Below are 12,562 nucleotides of genomic sequence, written 5' to 3' on the forward strand. Positions count from 1 at the left end.
CAGTAACCCGACGACGCGCCGGACAAATAGACAGGGACGTAGCGGCCCCTCCAGACGTATAAATCCGTAGCCATGCAATGCGTCTGGATTGAGATGGATCTCCTGGTGTGATGACCCGAAATCGGGACAGCAGGTATGGCTGCGCATTCTCAGATCTGATATGCATCTGTGTTTCTGCTGACTTCCGGCGCTTGTCAGATACTGTGCTGAGATAGAGTTCACGGAATAAACCACTGCTAAAAATCCGTACATACGCCACAAGTCTATTCGTTATCTGATTGTGGCGATTATTATTATCGGCACTGAATTTGGTATCAGGTAAATTATGGTATAATAAAACCATCGAACTATATCAGACATCCCAGTGACCGACACATAACATACAAATATGAAATAAAAGGGTGGTGGGACAAATGAAAGGCAAACACTTTTCGGTGAAGGACAATGCGTTGAAGACCAAAATGTTGGCTCTAGTCAAACGGTTGAAACATCGTCCTGTCTTTCTATCTGTGGTAGCTGCCGTTGTGCTGATTATCGGTGGGGGTGGTGGCGCGCTAGTATATGCTGCTTCTCAGCCTTCGCATTTGGCGAAAACGACCGCTGCAAAACAAAGCAAGGCTCAAGCGACAAAAAAAGTTGACAAAAGTAGTAGCCAAGAAAAAACGACCCCTAAAAAAGCAAAAACTGCCGTTGTAACCGTAACAAATCATCCGACTGCTGCTAAACAATCTGTTACTTCTTCTACTCCTGCTAGTGCAAATAAACCGTCATCGTCTATTTCTGAGCAGGATAAGGTAACTCAGGGCAGTTCAACAAGTTCTTCCTCTTCTTCTAGTGGATCGAGTCAAGCATCGTATTCTGCTCCAGCTCAACCAAGTTCGCCGGTGAAGAGTAGTGGATATTCAAGTCACAATAGCGTAACTTCAACTTCAAGATCGTCAGGTACGGCTTATAGGGGTTCATCGTCCACTGGATCCACTAGTCATCGTTCAAGTGGCAGTCAGTCAACAAGTGTTACTTCGACTGATTTAACAGGTGTAATTAATCAAATTAATTCCGGACATACAAGCCAGATATATAGCGGAACTAACAGCGGGGGCGTTCATTACACTGTTACTGGCGTTGGCAAATAAGTACATGGAGGCGGTAAATAAATATCCCTGTTTAGTTGCTTTTGCAACGGCTTGTTTAACCTTAGACTACTCGATCAGTTCGGATTAAGGTCACGACCTAACAGAGAGTTTCGATGACGGTGTGAAATGAATTGATCTCGTCGTTATAATCGGTCAGTTCCGCTTGTCAGGAATTGCCGGTAAAGGAACTGTTTCCCTCAGTTATATTCTCAAGTAGACAGGGGCCTTTTTCTTTTTGAAAACTGCCGAAATGACGGAGGGATTTTAGTCATTTTAAATCATAAATTTTTATATATAGGGAAGGATCAGCTGAGGTTTTTTATGTAGTGATTCTGGTCTGTATGTTTTTTGGAGCTTAAAAAAAAACCCGTTTCGAAATGAAACGGGTTTTTGAGTTACGAAGCATCAAGGTTGACCATATCTTTCAATCAAGGTTTCAAATGGAGGCGCAAAAATTTGGGAAAAAAAATAAAGGGATTATTTATTTTATCCCTGCTAATTCTATCTTCTCTTTTTCCCATACTCAATCCTGCTAAACAGGCTGAGGCGGCGACAATTCATGCCGCTGGGGATTATACGTGGGTGGATGCTGCAGGATATTACCATACGACTGCATATTTATTAAATGGTAGCAATCTTGTTTATTGCTATGCAGAAAGTAATTTGCCTCCCACTTCAAATGGAACAGGTTATAACAATGGAACAGACGTTTATGATTTTCATATAACTTCGCTTCTTTATTACGGATACGGAGGGGGAGGTTATAAAGGCAATGGATCAAAAACGGATTATGTAAAAACATGGGTGGCCTTAAATAATTGGAAAAATGGACAGACAACCGTGCCACAATCAGCTTCAAATAGCGATTCTTTCGTAGCCAGTCTGATTAAACATGCAGAACAACAAGATGCACCGAGATATAATATTTCTTTTAATACCGGATATGTTTCATCCAACATATCCGGAACTGTACAAAAGTCGGGAACAATAAAGGTAAGTGGATCCAATGCTAGCTATGCTAGTTTGAACATTCCCAGCGGTATAACCATTCATGTCATCGGAGGAAAAGTACAAAAGGGTGGTTCAATTAAAGTAAAGGGCGGACAGTCTTTTTATTTTACCGCTCCGTTATCGTATAATTCTGATTATAAGACGGGTAATGTGAATGCTTGGGAAGCAACAATTGCATCTATTTTATATATTCCATATAACCAAAGCTATCAAACAATTTTAGCCAGTCCGTTTATTGTGGACGACCCTACAACAAAAGCAGGGTTTACTGTCCATTTTTGGACACGAACCGAAAAGGTTACACGCCACTATGTGGACGATTACACAGGAAATAAGGTAAAGAGTGACGACACCAATACCCTAACAATCGGTTCCTCTTTCAGTTACACGCCGCCGAAGACGATCACGTCAGGCGGCGATTCTTATGACGCGGACAGCACCGCACCGTGGAAGGGAAAGGTTCCAAGCAACAGTATCGACCACACTTTTGGGTATAAGCTGAGACGAGAAGTGACGGTCAACTATCTGGATAACCGAACCGGCAAGCCGATAGCGTCTTCGAAATCTTACAGTGTGCATCAAGGCGATCATTATTCGGAGGCCCCACCGACAAATTTTAAAACGAAAAACGGTGAATATACCTACCGTTATGTCAAAGAATCTGGAGATTCTCAGTCAGGTACGATCAGTCGGAATAACATCACGATCAATTATTATTACGATATTCCACTCATCAAGACGGGCCTTAAAGATCTGAAGATCTACACAGCTCCAGTTGCCGATGGGCTGCCGGTCAGCGTTCAGCTGAATAAAATCTTTAACTACAGTTCTTCACTGGCTGACATGTCCAAGAGCCCAATTGCCGTTTCGCTCTATCAAGGTTCAAAACGGATTGCCACACAGACTTATACCGCAGCCTCGCTGCCGGAAGATCTCACCTTTAAGATTTCATCCAGAAGCGGACTTGTGAAGAATACGCACAAGCCTTATACGGTCAAGTTTGAAAACTATAATGCCAATGACGTTAAGATTGAGGACGACACAACGGCTGCCGCACAGCTAACGACGGACGGTTATACGAGTTCGGAAGACACTGTGACACTTAACTTGAAAAATAGCGTGAACGATTTGGACCAAGCGAAACGGGTCGTGATGACGGAAATTGCACCGAAGCAGTCGATGACACAGATATATGAGACCTTTAACTACAGCGCGACACCGCTGCCGAAGACAAAAACGGGATATGGCGTTGCGTCAACCGTTCGTCTTGATTATCAAAATGAACTGGGAGTGAATTACAACTATGCAACGCCGGTGAGTGAAGATGATTTTACTTTCCAGGCTCCCTCCGTGCTGCAAGATAAATCGTACTTGGATTATCCCGTCAAAAATGGAGACGTCAATGTGCCCATGACGGCCACACGGATCGCGTTTGTCAACGGCAGCAACTATTGGCGTGACGAGTCCTTCGTCTTTCCTCATATGAACGTCGAAGATGACACAGGACATTTGTTCACTGACGAGCAGGCTGCCGCTAAAGATTCGCGCATCAAGAAAAAACTATACAATGGTCACAATGAGTTCTACACGCCGATTTGGCCAGACAAGTCGCAGACTATTCCAGCGACCTATAACGTGGATTATTCAACGAATCCGCTCGGCGTAAATAAAGTGACGCTGAAGATTCAGGATCAGCTGCAGCTTGTCGCCTATATGTACGCCTGGATGGGCAGTTCGACGATCAATAAAGACGAGCTCCTCATGGAACCGGTGAACACGGACAATCCGTTCCCGAATGGGCTGCCGCCTGGATGGACAAAAAGCGACGAGCAGTGGATCGAGAACGATTAACTGATACGAGGAGATCTGTTATGAAAAAACATCTGTCCCTTCAAAACGTTTTACACGATCTACACACGCTTCAAGCCGACGAAGAACAACTACAAGCCGATCTCAATGAACAGGTAAAAAAACATAAGTTCAAGAATGCAAAGACCACGATCCAACAATTGAAGGAATTAAATACAGATATTAATAAAATGCTCAACACCGTCGTTGATATTTGAGTAAATCGCTTGTGAGAGTAAACAAGGTTTGCAAGTAAAGAATTTTATTTCCATGCAACAACAGCGGACAAGCCCTGCAGGGCCATTCAAAAGTCAGTTCATTTGAATGGCCCTTTTTTTGTTTTCAGAAACACGAAGGGAGGCGAGGAGAACACGTGAATGTCTACACGCGTTTTTTTCTCATGTTCATTATTTGGAGCGCACTGATGGTTGTGCTCAATACCTGGCTGTCTTTCGATGACAAGCACAAAGAAGTCATCATGGACATGACCGAATCCGCAAAAACCGCAGTGATCGTCGATGCGAACGAGCGGTCGAGGGCCGATCCGGGCGTTTTGCGGCTAAACGAGGAGGCGTTTAAACAAGACTTTGAACAACTGTTTCAGAAAAACATGGAGATTCATCTGACGGGGGTGCAGTATACTTTTGGTTTTCTAAATGACAGCCAGACGGGCGCGGTGAAGGCAATCAAAATTAAGATTCACGACGGCAAGGGTAATGATTACCATACCACGTATGTGGCTAACGTCACCGCGTCTAACTAAAACGAAAGGAGATTTCAATGGAAGGCGTTAAGGATTCACAAGGCAAACTGTTGCCCAGCACACTAAAAATTATAAAAGATCAGCTGCTGATTACTCACGCCAAGCTGATGAACGAATGCTACGATGGTGATGCAAAATCACGAGCTGATCTGGGTTCAGTTATCATGACGCAATTTCCAGAACTCGTCAAAACGGAAGCACAGGCGAATTACGCTGTGCAGGAAATTGTCGGGCTGGGCATTCTTGAAGAACTGCAACAGGATCCGAAGAACACGGATGTTGGCTATAACGGTTCCCGGTTGTTTCGAAAAACCAATAACGGCTTTTATTACATTAAAGATCCCCGGGTGAATGATGACTATATTAATCGCCTACTTCAGCGCTCGGCTTCCCGGGTTAAGAAGGATTTCAGCAAAAAAGAACCGCGTCTGTCCGGACAAATCGGCAATCAGCGTCTGTCAGCCCGGAATCAGTCCATGACGGTCAGCGGCCCGACTTTTTCCATTCGCTTGTCGCGTCCGGGGCTGGTGATGACGGAGGCGACGATCCAAGATTTTTGCCCGCCTAGCATCTTCAGATTTTTTGCTTCAAATTTATGGGCTCACAATAATATGCTTCTGGCTGGCGACATGGGGACCGGCAAGACCTCTTTTCAAAAACTGGTTTTATCCAAGGCCAATCCGGAAGAAAAGATCATCCTGCTGGAAGATGAGGACGAAACCCATGCTAAGATGTTGTTTCCGGACTTGAACATTTATGAGTGGTTGGTCGGTCCGGGCGCGAATTATGAAGAAAGTATTGAGGACGCTTTTCGAAACGATGCCGTATGGGTCATGCCATCCGAGATCCGCGGCCGGGAAACCGGCACACTAGTGGAAGGTGCGATTGGGGGCACGCACGTCTTTACAACGCTGCACACCCTCAGCGCGCCGATGATTCCCGATCGCCTGCTCAGCATGATCACGAAGTATCACAGCGTGAATGAAGAAAGGATGCTGAAGAATATCTATTCCGCCTTTCCAATCGGCGGCTACCTGAAGAAAAAGAAGGAGAACGGGCAGACGCTCCGCTGGCTGTCCGAGGTCATTGAGTTTTATCCGGATTGCACGGCCCGTCCGATTTTTCGTCGTAAACGTCGGAACGGCCAGTTTATCGATTCGTTTTTTCCTCTTAGCGGCCAGCTCCTAGAGCGTTATGAGGATGTGGATGAAGTGGATACGGACGAACTGAAGGAGGTGTTTGGCAACGTTTAAACGGCGAACCTGGACGCTTGAGGAAATCAACGTCTGGCGCGAGAAGTATGGACATAAGATTCAGGCCCGTGAACTCTTGGCCCGGTTTGTTATTGCCTTTCTCGCGCTCTATATCATGTCATATATTCTCTATCGCTATTGGTGGATGTCTGCCATTTATGGACTGATGGGCGTACTGGGCACTTATCTGTGGGTGCTTCCGGCTGAAGCACACCGCGTCTATGAGATGCAATCCTATCGGGAGCGAGACCGCTTCACGAATACATTCACGCAGATGATTAAAAACCCGGCTCGGTCCTTCGTCAGTTGTCTCAATGAAATTGCGAGCATCACGCTTGGGGAGCTGGGCGGGCAGCTAACGACGCTCACTGGGAGGCTGCGGTCAGCTAGCGAAAAAGAGGGCATCACGGCCATTGAATCGCTCAAAAGGCAGTACAAAAAGGACATTTCCTTTGTTCACTACCTGGAACAAATTGCGACGATTTTTGCCTTTGGCCGAATAAATACGAACGTGCTCGATCAGATCACTCGGCAGCACAACGAGGTCCTCATAGAGCGTGAAACCTTTATCGAGGACAAGAAGGGGCCGAAGAGCGAGCTCTTGATCATGCTGTTCATGACGTTCTTTGCTTTCTTCGTTCTCAGCCATGTATTTACGCTGGAAAACTGGATCAACTTGTACAGCCACCAGCCGACCGGCTGGTTTTGCAACACACTGTACTTCGTGTACATTGGCATCATTTATCGTATTTTCTTCAAAAACTATGTCGATGACGAGGTGGAGGAGATCAACTATTGAAAGTCTTAAACTGGCTGTCCGGGAAACTGTCGGAGCCGGATTATGAAGAATTGCTAAAAACCGTTTATGCAACGGAAAAGGGACGACAACGGGAAAGGGGCCGACGATTGCTTGTGCCGCTTTTACTTTTTCTGCTGGCCGTCCTTTTTGCCCTGATTGTGCGATCGGTGCTTCCGGCTGTCATTGCGCTGGGTGTTGCTTTTCTGATTTGGAAGTTTCACTACGTCAACATTCGGCAACTTGCCCAGCTGTCGATTATCAAGCGGCGCGTCAATTTTGCCCTGTATTTCCGGGTTCTCGTGCCGATCGCGGAACAGACCTCCTTCACTGACGCATTGGAACAGGCGCTTAAGCAGAATCCAGAGATCCCGATCGCGGACGATGTACATCGTCTCATTGGTCGCATGATTGAGCAGCCGGATGACATTAAAGTGTTTTGGGAATTTGGCGAACGTGCCGGTGCGGGGAGTGATCAAGCGCGCACACTTTGCACGGCTCTGTTTGAGTTTCAGCAGAATACCAAAGATCCAGATGTGCTGCGTAATTTGGCTAAGATGGCCAGCGACGAGCTGTTCAGAAATCGGAAAAAAATTCGCGAGATGAGAATTGCTCGCTTTAATTACCTGGCTTTCGCGATTTTCCTCGGCATGCTGATCCCTTTTTCCGGTTCGCTGATCAGTTACCTATCGAATTTTGGCAAAATCATGACCTTTCACGGTTAAGGAGGGGAGGTAAGCTATGCGAACTTGGGTACTGAATATCGCGACGCTGATTATTTTTGCGATTCTGATCGCCGCTCTTGGTACGTCTGCAGCATATTGGGCACAGCGCAGTCAGGCGTATGATTTCCGGCAGTATGTCGACTATCAGATTCAGCGCAACGGAGGGCTGACTGGCAGCGCGATGACGGAAATCAACGCCTATGACCAACAAAAGTACGGGGGACGCTATCGGTTGGAAAGCAAGAGCGGCAACGGGGCACAGCCTTATGGCAGCGTGATCAACTATCAGGTCAAAGTACCGGAACGGCTGACTCTGCTCAATATTCAACTGCCTCCGCAAACCATTTCGGGATCAGCCGTTTCTCTAGTCCGGGGGGACGGTTCTTGAGGGGCATCGTTCGGTATGGAACTGATTGAACCATTCGAGTCCCAAACATTCAAATATTTGCTTAAAAGACCCTGATCCTTTGGATCTCAGGGCTTTTTATATATTTTTAAAAATCTTCTTTAGAGGAGGTGAAATACGTGCGGACCTGGATTATGGAAGTCGCAGTCGTTGTCGTTGGACTGGCAGCGACTCTCATTGTTTATACATCGGTGACTGGGCATCTACCGACTGAGCTGACATCGATGTGGAACTGGTTTAACACGATCTGGCAGGGCTGATCAGTCAGGAGGAAAAAAGGAATGGGGAGGTCTGTTTTGACGATCAACGTGGATTACGAGGAATATCAACAAATTGACCGGGACAAGCGTTTTCTTTGGCAGCCAGACAGACTGCCAGTTCTGGTCAAACATTTGCCGACAAGTGAGAAGATGGGGCGCTTGTCGGTCGTTTTTTACTGCGGAGTGATCAATTCGCTCCGCGTTTTTCATATCCAGCGGCTCGTGCCCCATGAGAAGGGCGTCGAGCTGCAGCTGAATTAGGCTGTGAAAACAACGAAAGGGGGCTGCGGATGTCAGAGAAAACGGAACGCGCGGAAAGGCGCAAGCGGAAGGAAATGGCCGTCAAAATCCTGGCGGCACAAGGCCAAGATTACGAGGACTGGCTGGACACTCAGCACCGGAGGGTCATTGAGGAAGGCGTGCCGACGCTGGATGCGGCGCTGAATTTATTCATCGAAAAACAGAAGAAGGGTCGGGACTAATATGCCATCAGGGGTCGTCAATATTATCATTGCCTGTTTAAATTTCGTTACCACAATCAGCGGGGCCTATGCCGCACTGAAGTTGTCGATCTACGGCATTGCTTATATGCAGAAAAATCCACAGAAAATTCAGGAAGCCAAAGACGGCATGGTCAACGTAGCCATCGGGCTGGCCGTCTGCATTAGCTCTCTGTCGATTTCGCAGTGGCTGCAAGGCAACCTGAAATTTTAAAAGAGGGTGGGCTGTTTGTTAACTGTCTATTTTGAAGCCAGCCGGCGTCTACGAAAACGAGTGAAGAAAAATCAACCGCTATCCATTCGCCGTGCCAGTGAAATTTTAAAGGAACTGGAGGAGGAGGCGCAGGCTGCCGGATCTAGCGAGGCAGTCGTTTATGTGATCTATGATGGGAATCGCCTACTTTTTAAAGACCGTCATCTGATCGGAGTTGGACAGCCAACAAACTTGCTGTTTCTTGTACAGGAGGCGCTGACGACTGTGTTCGTCGATGAGCCGGAAGCGGACAAAGACCGGTTGCTCCAGCGAGTAGCTGAAGCGATGCGAGCACCAGAGGAGCCTGAACCGGCCGATGTTCCACCGTGTGTGCCAAGTGGCCGGTTTTTCTCTCGACTAGCATTCTGGCGAAAGCCCAAGGGTGATGATCGTCGGAGGGAAGTGCGTACGCATGCCTCTCGTGTGCGACTGCCAAAGGATCGGCATCGTCCAAAGGCTCCAAACGAAAGGACAACCCATACAGCTAGTGACGTGAATAGAAACGAGAAACAAGAGCCGGCAGCAGCGGTCAGCCAGGAGCCGAATCAGGAACGTGGAGAACCCGTCCACGTTCCTGCCAAGGGTCGACGCGCATTCGAACGCTTGGTCGGTAGGCTCAAGACTTGCCGTACAATCTGGCAGAAGTATGGGCCTGTCGTGAAGCAAGCGGTCAAGCAAGTCGCTAAATCCACGGCAACCGGAATGAAAATCATGGTTCAACACCATCAGGCGGCGCAGCTTCGACGAGAGGAACGACGGATCAAAGCACTGGACGTGCAACTTGAGCAAGCAAAACAAAAAGCAAAGCTCTACGAAGAGCTGGCAGCGGACCGAGAACGGGTGAGAAAACAGGTGGAGGAAGATGCCCGGCACGAGGAACGGCTGGCCCGTGAGCTGAAGGAAGCCCGAACGGCGAAGGTGCGCAGCGGGCATGGGAGAACTTGGATCGGCGGGCTGGTGCTCGTCGCTTTCTTTTTAAGCGGACTGTGGTACTGGCAACATCCAGATCAGGCTCATCAAGCGATGGAGACTATCGTCCACTTAAAAAATCAGGTCCTGAGTCAGTTCGGGATGCACTGAAGGGAGGAATGGGTTCATGCAGAAAAATGAAAACCGAGCCAACTGGCCTGCCTTTATGCTGCGTCCTTACGTGTGGCCGTTCTGGCTTGCGGCTGTTCTGTTTTTGGCTTATGTGGTTGCGAATATCGGATTAACGCTGACTGGCCAGCTGCCTGACATGCTTCATACATTGCTCGCGCAGGCACATCGTGGACATCTGTTCCAGATAAAGCTGCCCAACTTGTTTTCGGGCTCGACGCTGTCCTGGCTGTTTCATCCGCACCTGACATCCTGGCCAGTTTATGTTCTGGGAGCCGGGGCGCTAAGCATTGAGATCATCCGGCTATTTCGCCAACTTCGTCGAGCCGCTGATCCGGTCAATCGGGGGCAGAGGCAATGAACAAGCGTTACAAACAGTGGAAGAGGATTCTGGCGACGCCGTGGTTCTTAACGGCCTATGCCATCGGGGTAGTCATTCTTGCCACACTGGCCGTGAATTTCGTGCTGAATATGGTCATTCGTTTGCCAGGATACCTTCACACAACCCTGACGACTGCAGCTAGCCAAGTCGCGCAGCGTCCCTCTTTCTTTACGGGATGCATGTCCTGGCTCGTAACGCCTGTTCCTTCACTATTCTTGGTTTATGTTGTCGTGGCAATTATTCTGGCCATCTTTTTGCCGATCCGACTGTATAAGATGCGGATCGCCTACAGAGACATCAACCTGGGTACGGAGGGCACGCGGCGCTGGACCACGCTGAAAGAGGTTCAGGAACAGTACAAAGCCATTCCGGACAATGATGAGGAATACAAGGGACAATCGGGATATCCCGTGTTGCACCACCAGCACACGCTGTACATTGAAACGATGAACACGCACTCCGTTGTGGATTCCTCGACACAATCCGGCAAGACAGAAACGTTCACGTATCCCTTCCTGGATGCCGTGATGCGCGCGGAGGAAAAAGATTCGGCGTTCATTACTGACATCAAGGGTGATATTTTGAAAAATACCCGGGCCGAGTTCATCGCGCATGGCTACGACGTGAAGGTATTCAACTTGCTCCTGCCGTATCAGGGAATTGCTTACAACCCGCTGGAACTGGTCAAAAGGGCTTATTTGAAAGGTGATTACGCGAAGGCCCAGATGCTGTGCAACACACTATCCTATTCGCTGTTCCATAACCCAAACGCCAAAGATCCCATGTGGGAAGAGTCCAGCATCTCGCTGACGAACGCCCTGATCCTGGCTGTCTGCGGAATCTGTAAGAAGATTGGTCATCCGGAGTGCATCACGATGTACACAGTCACAGTCATGCTCAATGAACTGGGAAGCGATCCGGATGAAAATGGAATGACAGATCTGGATTCGTTTTTTGCCAACCTACCCGTGAATGATCCGGCTAAGCTGCAGTACGGCACGGTGCAGTTCTCACAAGGGGTCACGCGGTCCGGGATCTTTACCGGGACGATGGCCAAGCTGAAGAATTACGCTTACGACACGATTGCACGCATGACCGCGCAGAACGATATGAATTTTGAGGACATGGCGTATGGGGAGAAGCCTGTCGCCCTCTTCATTGTCTATCCGGACTGGGACGACTCCAACTACAGCCTGATTTCGACTTTTCTCAGCCAGGCCAATGCTGTGCTGAGCGAAAAGGCGACGCTGTCGAAGGAAAGCCGGCTACCCCGACGTGTCCATTATGTGCTGGAAGAAGCCGCTAACATCCCAGCGATCGAAGGCTTATCGCGAGCGATGAATGTCGGTCTGAGCCGAAACATTCTCTATCATTTAATCATTCAGAGCCGGGCACAATTGGAGGACAAATATGGCAAGGAACTTGCCGCGGCGATTATTGGGGCTTGCGGCAATCGTTACTACATCATGTCGGACGGTCCGGAAGATGCGGAGGAATTTTCCAAACTGCTCGGTAATCAGACGGCTATTGCGCCGGATCGGCAGGGTGATCCGCTGGCGATCGACAAAGTCTTTTCTGAGCGCGAGGCTCAGCGTCTTCTTTTAATGCCGGACGAGCTTTCTTCGCTTCAAGATGGCGAGTGGGTGCTTTTGCGTACGAAGCATCGCCGCGACCTGAAGGGCCGGCGTATCAAGCCGTATCCGATTTTCGCGAATGTTGCTGAGGGTACGCAAATGCTCCATCGGTATGAATATTTGATGCATCGTTTCAATCACCCGAGTACATTTGAGGACATGAACCTGTGGGGATCGCATAAGGACATTGATCTTAATAAACTGGTCATTGACTTTCAACATCCGGAAAAGAAAGAAGGTGATCCTTTGGAGGACAAGCACATTGAAGGCATTCCGGAAACGGAAACCGGTATTTTAACCGTACTAACAGGCGATCAGCTGGAGCTGCTCAGGCAGTCCTTTGCCCGGCTCGATCCGGACCGTGCGGCTACCTTTAATCAGCTGGATACCGTTGAAGCGATTCAGCAGTTTTTTGGCTATGAAGGCAATGTGGCACTAAGCCAGAAGGACGGCATCCGGCAGATTCTTGCACTGCTTTCAGAAAGAAAGGAGGCTTGATC

The 12,562-nt window shown here is 48.3% G+C and carries 15 protein-coding genes; all 15 read left to right on the forward strand.

The window, feature by feature from the left end:
- Window positions 1-413 precede the first annotated feature (413 nt).
- Entirely contained in the window at window positions 414-1,133 is a 720-nt protein-coding gene (locus Q6A92_RS19565; RefSeq protein WP_274401749.1) for a hypothetical protein, read from the forward strand.
- 456 nt (window positions 1,134-1,589) lie between these two features.
- Window positions 1,590-3,995 carry a MucBP domain-containing protein gene (locus Q6A92_RS19570; RefSeq protein ID WP_332239098.1) on the forward strand — a complete coding sequence of 802 codons (2,406 nt, stop codon included), beginning with the start codon at window positions 1,590-1,592 and terminating at the stop codon, window positions 3,993-3,995.
- A gap of 20 nt (window positions 3,996-4,015) precedes the next feature.
- On the forward strand, window positions 4,016-4,210 hold the full coding sequence (locus Q6A92_RS19575; protein ID WP_274401751.1) for a hypothetical protein: 195 nt from the start codon (window positions 4,016-4,018) through the stop codon (window positions 4,208-4,210).
- Between the two features lie 155 nt (window positions 4,211-4,365).
- Window positions 4,366-4,755 carry a hypothetical protein gene (locus Q6A92_RS19580; protein WP_274401752.1) on the forward strand — a complete coding sequence of 130 codons (390 nt, stop codon included), beginning with the start codon at window positions 4,366-4,368 and terminating at the stop codon, window positions 4,753-4,755.
- A 17-nt stretch (window positions 4,756-4,772) separates the two neighbouring features.
- Window positions 4,773-6,008, forward strand: a complete 1,236-nt coding sequence (locus tag Q6A92_RS19585; RefSeq protein WP_274401753.1) for an ATPase, T2SS/T4P/T4SS family — start codon at window positions 4,773-4,775, stop codon at window positions 6,006-6,008.
- On the forward strand, window positions 5,995-6,807 hold the full coding sequence (locus Q6A92_RS19590) for a hypothetical protein (RefSeq protein WP_274401754.1): 813 nt from the start codon (window positions 5,995-5,997) through the stop codon (window positions 6,805-6,807). Before Q6A92_RS19585 ends, Q6A92_RS19590 begins: the two co-directional genes overlap by 14 nt.
- Window positions 6,804-7,529 (forward strand): hypothetical protein, encoded by a 726-nt coding sequence (locus Q6A92_RS19595; RefSeq protein WP_274401755.1) that lies wholly within the window; start codon window positions 6,804-6,806, stop codon window positions 7,527-7,529. The genes Q6A92_RS19590 and Q6A92_RS19595 overlap by 4 nt, the downstream gene beginning before the upstream one ends.
- 16 nt (window positions 7,530-7,545) lie before the next feature.
- Complete coding sequence (locus Q6A92_RS19600) at window positions 7,546-7,917, forward strand: hypothetical protein (protein WP_274401756.1); 372 nt, start codon at window positions 7,546-7,548, stop codon at window positions 7,915-7,917.
- A gap of 137 nt (window positions 7,918-8,054) precedes the next feature.
- The gene (locus Q6A92_RS19605) at window positions 8,055-8,195 is read left to right on the forward strand and encodes a hypothetical protein (RefSeq protein WP_274401757.1); all 141 of its coding nucleotides are present in this window, start codon (window positions 8,055-8,057) and stop codon (window positions 8,193-8,195) included.
- Between the two features lie 21 nt (window positions 8,196-8,216).
- Entirely contained in the window at window positions 8,217-8,456 is a 240-nt protein-coding gene (locus Q6A92_RS19610) for a hypothetical protein (RefSeq protein ID WP_274401758.1), read from the forward strand.
- Window positions 8,457-8,485: 29 nt separating this feature from the next.
- Window positions 8,486-8,677, forward strand: a complete 192-nt coding sequence (locus Q6A92_RS19615; RefSeq protein ID WP_274401759.1) for a hypothetical protein — start codon at window positions 8,486-8,488, stop codon at window positions 8,675-8,677.
- Between the two features lies 1 nt (window position 8,678).
- The gene (locus tag Q6A92_RS19620) at window positions 8,679-8,909 is read left to right on the forward strand and encodes a hypothetical protein (protein WP_274401760.1); all 231 of its coding nucleotides are present in this window, start codon (window positions 8,679-8,681) and stop codon (window positions 8,907-8,909) included.
- A gap of 15 nt (window positions 8,910-8,924) precedes the next feature.
- Window positions 8,925-10,028: a hypothetical protein gene (locus Q6A92_RS19625; protein WP_274401761.1), complete on the forward strand. Its 1,104-nt coding sequence runs from the start codon at window positions 8,925-8,927 to the stop codon at window positions 10,026-10,028.
- Window positions 10,029-10,044: 16 nt separating this feature from the next.
- Window positions 10,045-10,407, forward strand: coding sequence for a hypothetical protein (locus tag Q6A92_RS19630; protein WP_274401762.1), 363 nt, complete (start codon window positions 10,045-10,047; stop codon window positions 10,405-10,407).
- Complete coding sequence (locus Q6A92_RS19635; RefSeq protein ID WP_274401763.1) at window positions 10,404-12,560, forward strand: VirD4-like conjugal transfer protein, CD1115 family; 2,157 nt, start codon at window positions 10,404-10,406, stop codon at window positions 12,558-12,560. Before Q6A92_RS19630 ends, Q6A92_RS19635 begins: the two co-directional genes overlap by 4 nt.
- Window positions 12,561-12,562 lie beyond the last annotated feature (2 nt).

The sequence above is a fragment of the Sporolactobacillus sp. KGMB 08714 genome, assembly GCF_036598985.1.
GTDB lineage: Bacteria > Bacillota > Bacilli > Bacillales > Sporolactobacillaceae > Sporolactobacillus.

What these genes read in the sequence shown, in the direction of transcription:
- Q6A92_RS19575 (WP_274401751.1), top strand. Translation starts at nt 4,016, where the DNA reads ATGAAAAAACATCTGTCCCTTCAAAACGTTTTACACGATCTACACACG.
- Q6A92_RS19585 (WP_274401753.1), top strand. Translation starts at nt 4,773, where the DNA reads ATGGAAGGCGTTAAGGATTCACAAGGCAAACTGTTGCCCAGCACACTA.
- Q6A92_RS19610 (WP_274401758.1), top strand. Translation starts at nt 8,217, where the DNA reads ATGGGGAGGTCTGTTTTGACGATCAACGTGGATTACGAGGAATATCAA.
- Q6A92_RS19565 (WP_274401749.1), top strand. Translation starts at nt 414, where the DNA reads ATGAAAGGCAAACACTTTTCGGTGAAGGACAATGCGTTGAAGACCAAA.
- Q6A92_RS19620 (WP_274401760.1), top strand. Translation starts at nt 8,679, where the DNA reads ATGCCATCAGGGGTCGTCAATATTATCATTGCCTGTTTAAATTTCGTT.
- Q6A92_RS19600 (WP_274401756.1), top strand. Translation starts at nt 7,546, where the DNA reads ATGCGAACTTGGGTACTGAATATCGCGACGCTGATTATTTTTGCGATT.
- Q6A92_RS19630 (WP_274401762.1), top strand. Translation starts at nt 10,045, where the DNA reads ATGCAGAAAAATGAAAACCGAGCCAACTGGCCTGCCTTTATGCTGCGT.
- Q6A92_RS19615 (WP_274401759.1), top strand. Translation starts at nt 8,486, where the DNA reads ATGTCAGAGAAAACGGAACGCGCGGAAAGGCGCAAGCGGAAGGAAATG.
- Q6A92_RS19635 (WP_274401763.1), top strand. Translation starts at nt 10,404, where the DNA reads ATGAACAAGCGTTACAAACAGTGGAAGAGGATTCTGGCGACGCCGTGG.